Below are 15623 nucleotides of genomic sequence, written 5' to 3' on the forward strand. Positions count from 1 at the left end.
GCCCCCGGGGCCGGCGGTCGCCATTCCGCCGCCGGGGGGTGCCGTGCCGCCGGAGAGAGCCATCCCGCTGCCCGGGAACGCCGTGCTGCCAGGGAAAGCCATTCCGCTTCCGGCGGGTGCCGCCACACTGCTTGTTGGTGCTGCCCCGCTACCGGTAGGTGCCGCCCCACTGCCGGTGGATGTCATTCCGCCGCTGCGAGGTGCGAAGTCGTTCCCGCCCGGCGCCCCGCCGCCGTGCGGTGTCGCCGGCGCTTCGATGGCCGCCGCCGCCCGGCTGGCAGCCCAGGCGGCACCGCTCCCGGCCGCCCCACCACTGCCCCGCCGGCCCGCGCCGCTGCTGCCTTGGCCCGCGCCGCCGCTTCGGCCTGCGCCGTCGCTGCTTCGGCCCGCGTCGCTGCTTCGGCCCGCGCCGCTGCTTCGGCCCGCGCCTCCGCTGCTTCGGCCCGCGCCTCCGCTGCTTCGGCCCGCGCCGCCCCGGGATGTGCGGGAGGGCGCCGCCAGTCGGGGAGCCGCCCCGGCGGTGGCTGGACGGCGGCGCAGCCCCAGGACCGCGCCGATCTGGGCGCCGACGATGCTCGCCACCGCCAGTACGGCGGAGACCGCCAGCGGACGGTTCACCCCATCGGCGGCACCGGCCCGGGCTGCACCGACCGTCATCGCTGGTGGTTGGCCCGCTGACTCCGTACCACTGGGTGGTGCCGGGGCCACCCGCGGCGGTGCGGCGCGCTCGGGCGCCGGCCGGGGCGCGGGTGGCTTCGGCGCTGCGGGCCGGTCGACCAGCCGACCGGTGGCGTGCCGCCGGGCCCCCTGGTCGGCGGCCTCGGTGGGCAGTCGGAGCAGTTGGCCGGGGCGGATCTGGTCCGGGTCGTCGAGCTTGTTCAGCTTGGCGAGCTGTCGGTAGTCCCCGAACTCGTCCAGGTACCGCTCGGCCACCTCTCCGAGGTAGTCGCCCCGTGCCACCCGGTACACCGGCGCGGCCGTGTCCGGTGTCGTCACGGCGCGGGTCGGCGCGGCCATGGTGGTGACGGCCGTTGCGCTCGGACTCGCGTACACCGGAGTTCCGTAGACCGCCGCGGCGCTGGCGGCGGCCGGGCTGGCCACCAGGATCAGCGCGACCGAGCCGACCAGCGCAGCGGCGGCCTTCTGCTGGCGGCCCATCCCGGGCAGTCTCGGCGCCGGCCGGCGCAGGGTCTGGGCACCCAACTCGACGAGGACGGAGAAGGCGAACGTGGCCCAGCCGAACCAACCGGCCACAGCCAACGCCCGCAGGAAGAGCTGACCGTCGTCCCGGCTGGTCAGCGCGGTGCCGACCTCGCTGATCGTGGGGAGGTGATCGGGCAGAGGGTTACCGGCGAAGGCGAGCAGCGCGATCGGCGCGCCGACCAGCAGCACCAGGAGCACGGCCAGCGCGCCGATGCCGGTGAGGATCCGTCCGGTCCGCCGTACGACGGACCCACCCGATACGGGCATGGCTGCCTTCCTTCCTACGGTGTTGCGGTGATGGCACGCGCGGTCGCCTCGCCGGTGACGGTGACCGTCTTCTCCTGGACGAACGGTCCGACCATCGAGCGGTGGTAGGTGATGGAGACGGTCACCCGGATCAGGGTTTCCCCGTCGACCTCGGGGAAGTTCACGGTGTGGCTGGCGGTGTCCACGGCGTCCAGGTAGTTGGCGACCGCATCGCGCGCCTCCGGCTCATTGATCCGCTTCGGCCCGCCCTCGATGGCGGTGGCCCGGTCGATGGCCTGACCGCCGGCCCGGGCCGCCTCGGCGGCCAGGTTCTGGGCGCGTTGCAGGGTGCGGAGCTGCCCGGCGGCGTCGAAGGAGAGGCCGATGATGGCCAGTACGCCGACCATCGTCACCGCGAGGAAGATGCTCACCCGGCCGTGCTCACCTGCCCGCAAGGGACTGGCAGCCGACGTGGTGGCCGTCATTGCCGACTCCGGTAACGGTCAAGTGGGGAGGTGAACTGCGCGGAGATCAGCCGTTCACTCTCCATCCCGGGCAGGATGTCGAGGGTGATGTCCTTGAAGGACACGCGGCAGCTGATCGTCACCGTCACCGTGGCGTTCGTACCGACTGTGCTGCTGAAGGCTTTGTCGAAGCTCGACTCATTGCCGGGCGACTTGCCGGTGAATTCCGGGTCCAGGCCGTTGGCGCAGGCCAGGCCGTGCCAGTCCAGCTGTTTCTGGGCAGCCTCCCGCGCCTCTTCTTTGGCGACGTCGGAGTTCCGGGAGATCGAGGCGGCCCGGGCGGCGTCGTGCGCGGCCGCTTCGAGCGCCTCCGCGGCAACCGCGCTGCGCCCGACCACGCCGGCCAGCACCATCAGCGCGATGAACGCGGGCGCGAGCACCGCCACCTCGATGGAGACCGAGCCCCGCTCGGCGGTACGGGTCATGGCGGGGTCACCCTCTCCACCGTTCCGTGGGCAGTCTGCTGTATTGCGAAGTCCACGCCCGGTACCACGGACAGGGACCGGCCGCTCACCGTGCAGGTCACGTCGGTCGCGGTGGTCACGCAGGTCGGACCGGACCTGTCCCAGCCCACCAGCCAACCGCCGGAGGCCCTCAGGAAGCGGGAGGCGCTGTCCACCCCGGCGCCGTCGCTCGCCTGGTACGTCCGCTGCGCGTTCACGCCACTCTGCGCGGCGTTCAACGCGGTGGAGCGGGCGAGGAAGACGGCCGCGACCTGGATCGAGGCGAAGAGCAGTACCAGGATCAGGGGCATCATCACCGCCAGTTCCACCGGGTTGGCACCCCGCTCGCGGTCGCCGGCCGCGAGGTGGCGCCGGGCGGCGGTGACCGCCCGGTGCCACCTCGGGAACGCCTGTCGACTCATGCCGGCTACTACGGCTTCGTGTAATCCGGGATGCCGGTCATCCAGTTGTTGGCCTTGATCAGGGCCGCAGCGGTGACGGCCATGGCGACGGCGACCAGGCCGGCGATGATCACCGCGGTGGGCACCGGGCTGTCGCCCCGTTCACCGTCCCGGCGCAGTTCGGCCAGGCGCGTCGTCACCACGACGTGCAGATAGCTGAGGATGGACATGGCGTTCTCCTTCAAGGGGGAGGGGTCAGACACGGGCGATGAACGGATAGAGGACGAACCCGAGCAGCACGAAGACGAGCAGCGCGCCCGGGATGTCGAGCTTGCTGGTCACCCCTTCGGCGCGGGCGAGGTTGTCGGTGCGGATCTGGTCGCGCAGCGAGTCGGCCCGGCTGCGCAGCGTCTCGTGCACCTGCGCGCCCTCGCTGCCGGAGGAGCGCATGATCGCGCCGACGTCGCCCAACTCCGGAATGCCGATCTTGTCGGCGAGGTCGCGCAGTTCGTCCCAGGGCGCGTGCATCTGCATCTGGGCGATCCGCAGCGACTCCTGGAGGCGGTCGAACACCCAACCGTCGCAGACCGCCGCCGCCCGCTCCAGCGACTGCACCGGCCCGTGCGCCGCCGAGAGTTGCAACGCCACCAGGTCGAGGTAGGTGCAGACGGCCTGGCGGAACTCGTCGCGGGCGGCGTTGGCCCTGGTCAGCACGGCGCGGTGCGCCATCAGGCCGGCCAGCAGCGCCAGGCCGAGGCTGCCCAGCACCGGCACGACCAGCGGGAACGGGATGCCGAGCACCCACAGCACCACCCCGAGCACTGTCGGCGTGGCCAAGCCGATCAGCGCGGAGAGCAGCACCGACAACGCGTACTGCTCGGAGGTCTGACCGATCAGGGCGAGCTGCATCTGCGGCGGCCGCAACCAGCGGGACATCCCGGTCAGCCAGTCAAGCCGCCGGGACGCGGCCGTGGCCACCTGGCCGGTGCCCGGCGGCTGATGCAGTCGGCGCAGCGCAGGCCCGAGCGCCGGTGTCGCCGGCACCAACTCCCGGACGACCAGGAACACACCCAGACCGATCCCGGCACCACCGCAGACCGCGAGGGCAAACTGCCAGTTCACGATCATGGGAGCCGCCTTTCGTTCGCGACTGCGGGCCTCCGCCGCGCTGCGCTCCTCGCGCTCACGCGATCACCTCGCTGGGGTTGGGCGCCGGCAGGAACCGGGCCGGCCGTTGCGGCTGGCTCATCGACCGAACCCAGGCCAGCAGGCAGATGAAGGCGGCACCGAGGGCGGCCATCACCAGCTGACCCACCGGTGTGCCGTACGGCCTGATGTACTCGGTGTTGATCAGCCCGTACGCCAGGGTCGCCAGCGTCATCCCGGTGAGGAAGCGGACCGCGAACCGGGGCTGGGTGCGCTTGGCCTCGATCTCCCGACGGGTCGCCACCTCCGCGGACGCAGCGCCGGCGATCGAACCGAGCACGTCACCCAGCCGCTCACCCCGGTCCGACAGGTGCAGGATCAGCGCCGCGACCACCTGGTCGCAGACCGGGTCGGCGATCTCGTCGGCGAACGCCAGCAGTGCGGAGCGGGCCATCCAGCCGGCCTGGAGGCGGGCCGCGAGCAGCCGTACCTCGTCCTCGACGCCGGGTGGCACGCTGCCGATCGTGCCGATGATCGCCTGCTGGAGGCCTTGCCCGGTGCCGGAGACGTCCTTGAGTCGGCGGGTCCACTCGCCGACCGCCTCGATCCGGGCGATCGCCCGCTGTTCGGCCTTGCCCACCCCGAAGAGCCACGGGGTGCCGGGCACCGCCACCGCCACCAGCAGGCCCACCACCGGCAACCCGGTCAGCAGGAACGCCAACGCGCCGGCGGCCAGCGCGGCCACCAGCAGCGCCTGATAGGCCCGGTGCTCGGCCGGAGTGCTGCCCGGCCCGCGCCACAGTCGGCTCAGCCCCGGCCCGCTGCCCGGCCGCGGCCCGGGGGGTCGACGGGTGCCGACCAGCGCGACCACGGCCAGCAGCAGCCCGGCCACACAGGCGGCGCCGGAGACCACCGCGATCAGTTCCAGGCTGTCGAGCATCAGATCACCGCCGGGCCAGTCGGGTCTGCCGAGGCCGCCGCCAGGCACCGGCACCGGCCTCGACCCACCGGGTCAGCAGCCGCGCGTCGTAACCCACCCGCAGCAACTGGTCGCGGACCCGCTCCGGCAGGTGCCGGGGGACCGCACGACCGTCCGGGCCCGGCCCGAAGACAGTGGTGGTGGTGATCCGACCGGCCTCGCCGGCCCCGATCACCTCCTCCACATGCGAGACGAACCGGTGCTTCCGCCCGCCGATCGCCGTCTCGTCCTCGATGGTGACGTAGACGATCAGGTCGAGCGCGTTGCCGGCCATCCGACGAGCCTGGTCAACGGTCATCTCGCGGCCGTGCGCCAGGGCCAGCTCGACGATCCGTTCACCCACACCGGCTGCGGTACGGGCGTGGATGGTGCACATCGATCCCCGACTGGTGGTCATCGCCTGGAGCATCGGCACGATCTCCCGGGACCGAACCTCGCCCACGATGATCCGCAGGACCCCCATCCGCAGCGACAGTGGGATCAGGTCGGCGATGGTCACCTCACCGGCTGGGCGGCCGTCGAAGCCACGCTCGCCGTGACCCTCCCGGGCTTCGAAGCTCATCACCGCCCGGTGCCGCTCCCGGCGGCGGGCCGGGAGCAGCTCCCGACTCTCCTCCAGCAGCACGTACGGCTCGTCGGGCGGGATCTCGTTCATCAGCGCCCTGATGACAGTGGTCTTTCCGGCGCCGGCCAACCCGGCGACCATGATGTTCAGACCGGCGCGCATCGCCGCGCGGAGGAAGTCGCGCAGCAGCGGATCGATCATCTCGTCCAGGTCACCTCGGGCGCCCGCGAGGTCGTCGAGGCTCACGTCCAGGGTGTTGTGTTTGCGGATCACCGCGTACGGGCGGTGGCTGACCAGGAACACCGCTGCCAGCCGGCTGCCGTCGGGCAGTTGCAGGTCGAGGGTGGGCTTCACTGTCGAGAGGGACCGCTCGGTCGCGCCCGCCCGACGGGCCGCCGCCTGAAGAATCTCCACCAACTCGGCGTCGCTGTCGGCGATCGGCTCGGCCCAGTCCACCCCACCGCCGTGCCGGGTGATGCGTACCTGGTCGCAGCCGAGGATGTGCACCTCCTCGATGGTGTCGTCGACCAGCAGCGTCTGTAGCCGCCCGAGCCCGACCAGCTCGGCGGTCACCTGGTCGAGCAGCAGGCGTTCATCGCCGGCGGCCATCGGCGTGCCGGCCCGGCGCACCGAGTCCGCGTACGCGGCGACCACAGTGACGGCGAGTCGGGCCCGCTCGGTGTCCTCCTCGTCGACTGTGAACTCCCGGCCGCGCTGCCAGAGGGTGAGACGTTCGGTGAGTTCCCGGCGCAGCTCCCGGACCACCTGGAAGTCCATCCGGGCCCGGGGCGGCGACTCCGGCGGCGGGCTGGCCGCGGGCGTCGACTGCGGCTGCGGCCCGGACTGGTGGTGCCGGCCGTTCGGCACGGCCAGGGGCGGCGCGGTGGAGGTCACGGCCGGTGGCTGCTGGCGTGGATCGGTGGAGACCGGCTCAAACCGCATCCGGCACCCCCTGCTGCACTGGCCACGCCAACCGGGCCCGTCGCCGCTCCAGGAGCGCCCCGATCGGGACCTCCAGCGCGGCCGCCGCGCGCATCAGCGGCCGACCGGCCCGCACGGTCCCGCCCAGGGCGAGCACCCCGGCGGTACGCGGATCGTGCGGCAGCCGTGCGATGACCGGCAGTTTCAGGGCACGACTGATCTCGGCCCGCCCGTGCCCATCGCCGACCAGCAGCAGCCGCAGGGTGCCCGGGGGCACCCTGTGCTCGGCGAAGTCCCGTTCGATCGCGGTGACCACAGCGCGGGTGCCGGAGAGGTCCGGCAGGTTCGCCCGGGTCACCAACAGCACCACTGAGGCGGCCCGCAGCACCGGCCACGGAGGCCCGGTCACGTGCAGCCGACCACAGTCGACAAGGACGTCGTAGCCGGGGGTGCCGCGGTCGAGGGCGTCGAAGTAGTCGGCGAAGCGCTGCCAGAGCGGGGTGACGCTGCCGCTCTGGGCCGGGTCGACGAGGCCGGGCAGCAGCAGCCGTTCCCGGCGGGGGGCGTCCAGGTCGACCAACTGGGACCAGAACGCGGTCTCCAGGTTGCCGTCGCGCAACTCGCCGACGGCCAGCTCTCCGATGCCGCGCGGGCCGTCCAGCTGGCCGCCGAGGTATCCGGCGAGGATCGAGCCGCCGGCCGGGTCACATTCGGCGACCACCAGCCGCCGGTGCCAGGCCAGCGCACAGGCCAGCGCCGAGGTGGTGACGCCGGGCGAACCCTTCGCGGACACCAGCGCGATGATCGCCATCCTCAGGCCGCCTCGGTGAGTACGACGGCGAGCCGTTCCTGTGCGGCGAGCGCCACCACCGCCGGCACATCACGGGTCAGTAGCGCCAGGTACAGGACCTTGTCGTCGTTGGCCGGGCTGACCATGTCGATGACGGTGGCCGCGAACCGGGTGCCGGCGGCGGCCGCGTCTGCGTCGGCATCGTTGTCCGGAGTGCTGACCAGCAGGACCTTGTCGCCGGGGTGCAGTTCGCGGGCCGGCACCTGGGCGGTCTTCAGGCCGAGCGCGATCTGCTGCTGTCCGGGGCCGAGCAGCGGGTCGTCGGTAATCTGTCCCAGGGTGAGCAGCGTGCCCGGAAGCAGGGCGACCGCAGCCCGTTTGCCGACCACTTCGTCGAGCCGTGCGGCGGGCACCGGGCGCAACCCCTGACCGCCGGCGACCTGCACGGTGACCAGGTCGGCTGCGCTGATCTCCCGGCCCACCTCCACCGGTCGTGCCACCGCCAGATAGCTGCCGGTGGCCCGTACCGAGGTGACCGCGAAGGCCGCGCCCAGCCCGCCCAGCGCGATCAGGAGGACGGCGAGACCGAGCAGCCCGGGACGGACCCGGCGTTGGCGGACCACTGTGGGCGGGTTGACGGGAGCGTCCACCGACGGGGTCCCGTTGCGCGTCGCGAGGCTCATCTGGTGACCACCTGAAGTTCGTTGATCCTGATCTGCACGATGCCGCTTCTCCGGGTCTGCGGGATCACCCGCCTTGTGGCGTCGCTGTTGGTCCACCAGCTCACCGTCCAGTGCGTGGTGGCGGTGACGTCGTAGGTGTCTGCCTTCGGGTAGCCCTCGTCGTAGCCGCAGTCCGGGGAGGTGGCACCCGCCCGCGTGCCTGTGGCCTTGTACTCGGTGCCGGCGTCGTCGCAGGTGACCTTCTCGCCGTTGCCCATGTCCCAGACGATCCGGTCGACCTTCGCTTCGATGTAGACGGTCAAACCCCGGTCGGACTCGTCGGCGTATATCGGGCCGAAGTAGTTCCTTCCCGGCGTTGCCCACATCCACACGGGCAGGCCGACCAGGCCGGGGCCGATGTTCTTGCGGGGTGCCACCTTCAGCCGGGCGGGCAACAGACTGATCGACGCCAGGGCGCGACGGGCCAGCTCCTCCGGGTTGGGCGGCGCGCCGAAGCCGGCCGGCGGATCGGCCAACGACACCACGTCCTGGGCACCCAGGTCGCCGCCGTTGCAGGTTTGCAGGTACCACTGCTCACCCTCGGGGGGCTCGACCGGCCCCTCGGTCGGCTTGTAGTAGCACCCGTCGCCGTTGTTGAACCAGCCCAGGTCCTCGTCGTAGCAGGGGATGGTCCGCCCGTTCCACTGGCAGACGCCGCCACCGCCACCGCCGCCGTCGTCCCCGCCCCCACCGTTGTCCCCGCCGCCGCCAGGATCACCGGGGTTGCCGGGTTCGTCGTCCCAGACGCTGCAGTCGGGTTGGTCGGGTGGGCAGCCCGCTCCCGGGTCGGCCCGTAGGGCGGCGGTGGCCGGCGGGGCCGCACCGACTACCAGCAGGAGCGTGAGGGCGAGCCCGGCGAGCGCCCGTCGGGTTGTCGCGGCCCGGCTCAGCACGGCTGGTCCCGGTGCGTAGCGCCGTAGTTGATCAGCCAGCGACCGTCGGGATAGCGGGTCGCGGTGGCGGTGGAGAGGTGTCTGCCGCCACCGCTGCCCGGGACCGAGCGCTTGTCCTTGGCGTAGACCAGCCGGTAGCCGGTCGTGTCCAGGCAGTCCTGGATCTCCACGGTTGCCGGCTTCGCGTCCAGGCTGACGGCGGTCACGGTCGGGTCGGACTTGAACGTCCCGGTACGCATAGCGCCGTGCTCCTTAGCCTCGCGAATGGACACCCGAACCCGGGTCAAAAGTGGATCACCGAGGAACCGGGACAGTTCCGGCGAACGCGGATCACTGCGCAGACCCGCCGTGCGCGAGGCCGCGAGATACCCGGAGTACGCGTCAAGTGCCGCCTTTTCGGCAGCGCGTCGTTCGACGTCGGAATCGGTTTGGGGTCCGTTGTCGCGGACTTCCGTCGGCCGTTCGACCGTTTCCCGTCCGCTGGCGCAGGCGGTGACCGGCATCGCCGCCACGCCCACCAGCAGGCAGATTGCCGCTCTTCTGAGCTGCCGTCCGCGCACCGTCGAGCCTCCTCGTGGTCGCCCGGGGCGGTGACGGTTCACCGCCGTCGGGCATGCGGAAGCGCGCCCGGATCAGCACATCCGGAGCCGTTCATTGCGCTTCTGCATTCACCGTTACGGATCTTCTACAAATTCGGGGTCCTGTGTCGTCCGATGGTGAAGGTGAGGCTTGCGTCACACCCAAGGGGCGAGCATAGGCTGACGCTCGCCGATGCAACAGAGGCAATTCAAGCGAACACTCAGCGTGATGACAGGTGGTGGTGGCGGGTGTCCAGACTGCTCCCCGGACAATGGGCGAGGGAACTGTCGTTGTTGATGGGGCACCTTCGGGCCGGATGGGTCCACCGGAGTCTCGCCACCGGTCCCGGGAGTGGGACATCGCGGTCTCATCCCGGCATTCGGCCGGCATCGGCACCCTGTCGGCGGGCCGCCTCGTCCAACGGCGCGCCTGACTCGGAAGCGGTCGAAAGCGCCCGCGCCGGCTCCGGTCGGCAGGTCGCTTTCCGCGCCATCCGCTACACCACAGCGAGCGTTCAATCACGATCCGTGTTCACCATCGCGAGGGGGCAGCTGGCCGCAGTGGAGGCGACATGGCGCTGACCGGCCCCCCGGCGGCCATCCCCGGTCGGGAGGACCAACCCGATCGGAGCCCGGCACCCCCGCCGTCAGGTGATGCGACGGAACCCGTCCGCCAGGCAACCCCTGCTCCGCCGAGCGAACGACCGGCGGGCCTCGCCTCGGCGGTGACACGCACCCGGGTCTCGACAGTGTTAGCGATTCTCGCGATCAGCCCGCTGATGCGGTTGGCCGCGCTGCGCTACGCCGTACCCCCGGGTCTGCCCAGCCGGAGCGGCTGCGACGCCTGCGGCGCGCCGGTCGGCCTGACCCGCCCCTGGCCTGCGCTGGGCCCGGCAGCCCGGTGCGGTCACTGCCGCGCCCGGGTCGGCCAACCGCCGGCCACCGTCGAGCTGGCCGTGCTCGCGGCGGCGTTGCTGCTGGCGCTCGCCGGTCCGCCGGGCGGGGCGCTGCCGGCGCTGATCTGGTGGCTCGGCTGGACCATCCCGGCGATCCTCGTCGACCTGGCCGTGCACCGGTTGCCGGACCGGCTCACAGTGCCCGCGGCGGCCGGGACCTGGCTGCTGCTCGGCGTGGCCGCGCTCGACGCCGACCCGGGGCACTGGCTGCGAGCCGTCATCGGCGGCACCGGGCTGGCGCTCTTCTTCGCCAGCACCGCCCTGCTGCTCGGCCGCCGCGGCTTCGGACTGGGCGACGCCAAGCTGGCGCTCAGCGTCGGCGCGCTGCTCGGCTGGCACGGCTGGCCGGTGCTGCTGTTCGGCCTGGTGCTCACCTTCGGGCTCTCCGCCCTGGTGAGTCTGGGCCTGCTGGCCACCCGCCGCGCCAACTGGAGCACCCACCTGCCCTTCGGCCCGTTCCTGCTGCTCGGCACTACGGCCGCCCTCCTACTGGCGACCTGACCCGCCGCCCCGCCGGCATCGGGCGTCGGTGGTCAGGGGCGGGAGCGGCTGGCCAGTTTGGCGACCGGCCTGTCGGGACGGTTGGCGCGGCGGCGGAGGACCTCGCTGGTCGGGCGGGCCAGCAACGGGGTGACCACCACGGCCACCAGGGCGCCGAACAGCACTCCCGCGATCACATCGTGCGGGTAGTGCACGCCCACGAAGACCCGGGAGAAGGCGCCGAGCGCGGCCAGGGGCAGCGCGATCAGGCCGAGTCGGCGGGAGAGCAGCAGCGTGGTGACCGCCAGCGCGCCGGCGATGGTGGCGTGGTTGCTCGGGAACGACCAGTCGCCCGGCGGTGGGCAGGCGCCAGCGATGATCTCCCGACCGATCGTTCGGCAGGGGCGGTCCTGGTCCACCACGGTCTTGAAGAACTCGCTGCCCACGTACGCCAGGAGGGCCGGCACCGGCGAGATCAGGGCGAGTGCCCGGTCGTGCGGGCCGCCGGACCGGCGGCTCAGCGCGGCCATCACCAGCAGCGCGCCGAGCAGCAGGATCACCCCCTCGGTGGCGTGTCCGACGAACCACTGCACCGGCTCTGGGCTGCCGGCTGCGGCGTCGACGACGTCGCGGTACCACTCGGCGCTGATCTCCGGAACGTCCGTGCTGCCGTTGTTGACCATGCATCACCTCACTTCACGTTCATACCCTGTTCACCTTGGGCACACCCTAGGAACGCGCCAGAGGGCATCGCTGCTGTCGAAGGTCGGGTGGTCTGTCAGACCTTCGTCCAGGATTCGCACAGCCGCCTCTGGTTGGCTGTCGCAGGACGTCGACATCGACAGGAGGCCTCGTGCAGACCGGTTCGGCCACCGATCAACCGCAGTCCACCGCCGCTACGGCGGACGAGGAGACCTGGCGGATCCGGCGTACGGCGGCCGACGTGGACCGGCTCGGCGAAACCGAGTCGATCTTCGCGTTGGGCAACGGGTGGATCGGTTGGCGTGGGGTGCTCGACGAGGGTGCTCCGTGCGGGATGCCAGGCAGTTACGTCAGTGGCTTCCACGAGCGGCGCGAGCTGAGCTATCCCGAGGAGGGGTACGCGTTTCCGCCGGCCAGCGACACCGTCATCAGCGCACCGAACGCCGCGCTGATCCGGCTCTGGGTCGACGACGAGCCGCTGGATCTCCGGACCGGGACGCTGCGCAGCCATGAACGGGTACTCGACCTGCGTACCGGCGTGCTGCGCCGGGAGACCGAGTGGATTTCACCGGCCGGGCGGGGCGTACGCATTCGCAGCACCCGGTTGGTGTCCCTGCCGCGTCGTCCGGTGGCCGCCGTCCGGTACGAGGTCGAGCCGCTGGACGCCGCCGTCGAGCTGCGGGTCTCCTCGGACCTGCTGGCCAACGAGAAGGTGCCGGAGCGTTCGGACGACCCCCGGGCCGCCTCGGTGCCCACCGACCCGCTGACCGCCGAGACGTACCGTGCGACAGGCCTCGACGGGGTGTTGGTGCACCGCACCGAGCGCAGCCGCCAGCGCGTCGCGGTCGCGGTCAGTCACCTGCTGGAGGGGCCGGGCACTGTGACGACCAGCGGTGACTGCACCCCGGACCGGGTACGGCTGACCGTTGAGGGTCGCCTGCACCCGGGGGAGGGGTTGCGGCTGACGAAGTTCGCCGCCTACGAGTGGGCGGCGGTCGACGCGACGCCCGCCGACGAGTTGGCCGCCCTGGTCGCCGCCGAGGCGGACGCGGCGCGCGCGGACGGCTTCGACGCCCTGCTCACCGACCAGCGCGCCGCCCTGGATGCGGCCTGGCAGGTCGCCGACGTGCAGCTCGACGGCGATCCGGAGCTTCAGCAGGCCGTTCGGTTCGCGATGTTCCACCTGATCCAGGCCGGTCGGCCGGACTCGGACCGCACCATCTCGGCCAAGGGGTTGACCGGCAACGGCTACGACGGGCACGTCCTCTGGGACACCGAGAGTTACGTCCTGCCGGTGCTCACCTACCTGGCCCCGGCGGTGGCCCGTTCGGCGTTGAGTTGGCGGCACGCCCACCTCCCGGAGGCGCGGGAGCGGGCCACCGAGCTGCGGTTGAGCGGCGCGACCTTCCCGTGGCGCACCATCGGCGGCCGGGAATGCTCCGGCTACTGGCCGGCGGGCACCGCTGCGCTGCACGTCAACGCCGACATCGCCGACGCGGTGCTGCGCTACCTGGCGGCAACGGACGACCAGCGGTTCCTGGCCGAGGCGGGGCTGGAACTGCTGGTGGAGACCGCCCGGCTCTGGCACGGCTTCGGCCACTGGTCGGTCGAGGGCGACTTCCACCTGCACGGGGTGACCGGCCCGGACGAGTACGCCGCGCTGGTCGACGACAACGTGTTCACCAACCTGATGGCGAAGCGCAATCTGCGCGGCGCGGCGGACGCCGCCGAGGGACATCCCGAGCTGGCCGGCCGGCTCGGCGTGGACCGCGACGAGGTGGCCGGCTGGCGGGCCGCCGCCGACGCGATGGCCATCCCGTACGACCGCGAGCGTGGGGTGCACCAGCAGGCCGCCGGCTTCACCGAACAACCCGAGTGGGACTTCGCGAACACCGGTGAGGACGACTACCCGCTGCTGCTGCACTTCCCGTACCTGGAGCTGTACCGCAAGCAGGTGGTGAAGCAGGCCGACCTGGTGCTGGCCATGCAGCTCTGCCCCGGCGAGTTCACCGCCGACGAGAAGGCCCGCAACCTGGCCTACTACCAGGCCCGCACGGTCCGCGACTCGTCGCTGTCGGCGGCACCGCAGGCCGTGCTGGCCGCCGAGGTCGGGCACCTGGATCTGGCGTACGACCTGTTCGCCGAGTCTGTCCTTCAGGACCTGGCGGATCTGGGCGACAAGACCGCCGACGGGCTGCACCTGGCCTCGCTGGCCGGCGCGTGGCTGGCGCTGGTGCAGGGCTTCGGTGGGCTGCGCGACGACCGGGGGGTGCTCTCCTTCGACCCCCGGCTGCCGCGTCGGATCGACCGGTTGGCGTTCAGCCTGCGCTGGCGCGGCCACCGGCTGCGGGTCACGTTGACTCCGGCCGAGGCCCGCTACGAGCTGCCCGACGCCGCGCCCGATGCCGAGATCGAGCTGTGGCACCACGGCGAGTCGCTGCGGGTCACCGGCGCCGAGCCGGTCACCCGGCCGATGCCGCCGGTGCCCGACGCCGGCCCGGAGCCGCCCTCCCCGCCCGGCCGCCGTCCCACCCGCCGCTCAGCCGACTGAGCCGCCCCGACCGGCTCAGGCTGCCGCGGCTTCGGCTCAGGTCGGCGCGGGCTCTGGCTCAGGTCGGGGCGGGACCGCCGGCCATCCGCTCGCGGACGGCCTCCAGCGCTTCGAAGGCGTATGCCCAGTTGTGGCACTTGAAGCTGCGCAGACCGTCGATCGCTGTGTGACAGTCGGAGCAGCGCACCCCGGCGATGGCATCCGGGATCTCGGTGTTGACGTACTTGCGCTCGCCCAGGATGACCGTGGCGATCATGGCCTTGTCGTGCAGGCCGGAGAGCGCCGACGAGACGATGTCGTACCAGGTGACCCGCCGGCGGCACTTCGGGCAGTCGGGTTCGTCGCCGCTGACCCAGAGCGGGGCGCCGATGCTGCGCGCCGGCATGCCGAGCAGTTTCTCCAGCCGCCGGACGTCCGACTCGGGGGTGGTCCAGCGGTGTCGGCCGGGCAGTGATGCGGGCGAGTCGTACACGGCGCGGAACAGGTCGTGGTCGACCTGCACGGTCTCGCGCTGAGCGGTCATCGGCGTCCCTCCTCGTTGAGTCGGTGCCCCCACCGTGGTCAGCGGTGACCATGGGCGCAGCCGGATCAACGACACGAGGGGTCAGCGGGTCATCGCCGCGGGTGTTAGACATCGAGTTCCGCGCCCGCCGCCGAAGGGATCCCGCATGACCGATCAGCCGGTACCTGACGTCACCACCAGACCCAACGTCGCCCGGATGTACGACTACTTCCTCGGGGGCAGCCACAACTTCCCGGCCGACCGGGCCGCCGCCGACCGGGTGCTGGAGATCTTCCCGGAGACCGGGGTCGCCGCTCAGACCAACCGGCACTTCCTGCGCCGAGCTGTCCGGTACGCCGCCGAGCAGGGCGTACGCCAGTTCCTGGACATCGGCGCTGGGCTGCCCACCCAGGACGCCGTGCACGAGGTGGTGCGGGCCGTGGCGCCCGACGCGCGGGTGGTCTACGTCGACTACGACGAGGTGGCCGTCGGGTACGCCCGGCAGTTGCTGACTGGCGTACCCGGCACCGCTGTCGTCCAGGGCGACCTGCGGCGGCCGGACGAACTGCTGGCCCACCCGGACGTGCGGGCCACCGTCGACCTGGACCAACCGGTGGCGGTGCTGCTCCTCGCGGTGCTGCACTTCGTGCCGGACCAGGACGACCCGTGGGCGGCGATCGCCCGGCTGCGCGACGCCACGGTGCCCGGCAGTCACCTGGTGCTGTCCCACCTGACATTGGACGGCATCTCGCCGGAGCTGGCCGAGCGCGGCCAGGCCGTCTACCGCAACAGCAGCGCACCGCTGGTGCCCCGCACGCGCGCCGAGACGGCACGCTTCTTCGCCGGGTACGACCTGGTGGAACCCGGCCTGGTCGCCACCACCCGGTGGCGACCGGACGGCGAGCCGGAGACCGTGGACGCCCACGGGTACGCGGGGGTCGGCGTCCGCCGCTGACAGCGCTTTCGCCTCCGGTGGCCGGCGTCGGGTGGTACGACGGACGCAGGGCGTGCGCCGGCGGGA

At 72.2% G+C, this 15623-nt stretch carries 16 protein-coding genes and 1 pseudogene; 3 read left to right on the forward strand and 14 right to left on the reverse strand.

Annotation, left to right across the window (positions count from 1 at the left end; genetic code table 11):
- Window positions 1–486: 486 nt before the first annotated feature.
- The 12 genes and pseudogenes from MED15_RS34130 to MED15_RS08670 all read right to left on the reverse strand — a co-directional run.
- Window positions 487–1470 (reverse strand): annotated as a pseudogene (locus MED15_RS34130) (LysM peptidoglycan-binding domain-containing protein); the annotation flags it as partial.
- Between the two features lie 14 nt (window positions 1471–1484).
- Window positions 1485–1934, reverse strand: a complete 450-nt coding sequence (locus MED15_RS08620; RefSeq protein WP_112735291.1) for a pilus assembly protein TadG-related protein — start codon at window positions 1932–1934, stop codon at window positions 1485–1487.
- Complete coding sequence (locus MED15_RS08625) at window positions 1931–2398, reverse strand: TadE/TadG family type IV pilus assembly protein (protein WP_112586257.1); 468 nt, start codon at window positions 2396–2398, stop codon at window positions 1931–1933. The genes MED15_RS08620 and MED15_RS08625 overlap by 4 nt, the downstream gene beginning before the upstream one ends.
- On the reverse strand, window positions 2395–2838 hold the full coding sequence (locus MED15_RS08630; protein WP_112586259.1) for a TadE/TadG family type IV pilus assembly protein: 444 nt from the start codon (window positions 2836–2838) through the stop codon (window positions 2395–2397). Before MED15_RS08630 ends, MED15_RS08625 begins: the two co-directional genes overlap by 4 nt.
- Window positions 2839–2846: 8 nt before the next feature.
- The gene (locus MED15_RS08635) at window positions 2847–3047 is read right to left on the reverse strand and encodes a hypothetical protein (RefSeq protein ID WP_112586261.1); all 201 of its coding nucleotides are present in this window, start codon (window positions 3045–3047) and stop codon (window positions 2847–2849) included.
- A gap of 25 nt (window positions 3048–3072) precedes the next feature.
- On the reverse strand, window positions 3073–3945 hold the full coding sequence (locus MED15_RS08640) for a type II secretion system F family protein (protein ID WP_112586263.1): 873 nt from the start codon (window positions 3943–3945) through the stop codon (window positions 3073–3075).
- 55 nt (window positions 3946–4000) lie between these two features.
- Window positions 4001–4903, reverse strand: a complete 903-nt coding sequence (locus tag MED15_RS08645) for a type II secretion system F family protein (RefSeq protein ID WP_112731513.1) — start codon at window positions 4901–4903, stop codon at window positions 4001–4003.
- Between the two features lie 4 nt (window positions 4904–4907).
- Window positions 4908–6449, reverse strand: a complete 1542-nt coding sequence (locus MED15_RS08650; protein WP_112586265.1) for a TadA family conjugal transfer-associated ATPase — start codon at window positions 6447–6449, stop codon at window positions 4908–4910.
- Window positions 6439–7239, reverse strand: coding sequence for a CpaE/TadZ family protein (locus MED15_RS08655; protein ID WP_112586267.1), 801 nt, complete (start codon window positions 7237–7239; stop codon window positions 6439–6441). The genes MED15_RS08650 and MED15_RS08655 overlap by 11 nt, the downstream gene beginning before the upstream one ends.
- Before the next feature lie 2 nt (window positions 7240–7241).
- The gene (locus tag MED15_RS08660) at window positions 7242–7901 is read right to left on the reverse strand and encodes an SAF domain-containing protein (RefSeq protein WP_112586269.1); all 660 of its coding nucleotides are present in this window, start codon (window positions 7899–7901) and stop codon (window positions 7242–7244) included.
- Entirely contained in the window at window positions 7898–8833 is a 936-nt protein-coding gene (locus MED15_RS08665) for a hypothetical protein (RefSeq protein WP_112586271.1), read from the reverse strand. Before MED15_RS08665 ends, MED15_RS08660 begins: the two co-directional genes overlap by 4 nt.
- Window positions 8827–9393, reverse strand: coding sequence for a hypothetical protein (locus MED15_RS08670; protein ID WP_112586273.1), 567 nt, complete (start codon window positions 9391–9393; stop codon window positions 8827–8829). The genes MED15_RS08665 and MED15_RS08670 overlap by 7 nt, the downstream gene beginning before the upstream one ends.
- A 797-nt stretch (window positions 9394–10190) precedes the next feature.
- On the opposite strand from MED15_RS08670, the gene MED15_RS08675 reads away from it, so the two are divergent.
- Entirely contained in the window at window positions 10191–10868 is a 678-nt protein-coding gene (locus tag MED15_RS08675) for a prepilin peptidase (protein WP_244220421.1), read from the forward strand.
- A 32-nt stretch (window positions 10869–10900) separates the two neighbouring features.
- Here MED15_RS08675 and MED15_RS08680 read toward each other — a convergent pair whose 3' ends face one another.
- Window positions 10901–11530, reverse strand: a complete 630-nt coding sequence (locus tag MED15_RS08680; protein WP_112735294.1) for a phosphatase PAP2 family protein — start codon at window positions 11528–11530, stop codon at window positions 10901–10903.
- A gap of 170 nt (window positions 11531–11700) precedes the next feature.
- Here MED15_RS08680 and MED15_RS08685 point away from each other — a divergent pair, with 170 nt between their 5' ends.
- Entirely contained in the window at window positions 11701–14100 is a 2400-nt protein-coding gene (locus MED15_RS08685) for a glycoside hydrolase family 65 protein (RefSeq protein ID WP_112735296.1), read from the forward strand.
- Between the two features lie 58 nt (window positions 14101–14158).
- Here MED15_RS08685 and MED15_RS08690 read toward each other — a convergent pair whose 3' ends face one another.
- On the reverse strand, window positions 14159–14623 hold the full coding sequence (locus MED15_RS08690) for a hypothetical protein (RefSeq protein WP_112586282.1): 465 nt from the start codon (window positions 14621–14623) through the stop codon (window positions 14159–14161).
- 145 nt (window positions 14624–14768) lie between these two features.
- On the opposite strand from MED15_RS08690, the gene MED15_RS08695 reads away from it, so the two are divergent.
- Window positions 14769–15557 (forward strand): SAM-dependent methyltransferase, encoded by a 789-nt coding sequence (locus MED15_RS08695; protein ID WP_112733752.1) that lies wholly within the window; start codon window positions 14769–14771, stop codon window positions 15555–15557.
- Window positions 15558–15623 lie beyond the last annotated feature (66 nt).

It is taken from the genome of Micromonospora noduli, assembly GCF_003264475.1.
Taxonomy (GTDB): domain Bacteria; phylum Actinomycetota; class Actinomycetes; order Mycobacteriales; family Micromonosporaceae; genus Micromonospora; species Micromonospora noduli.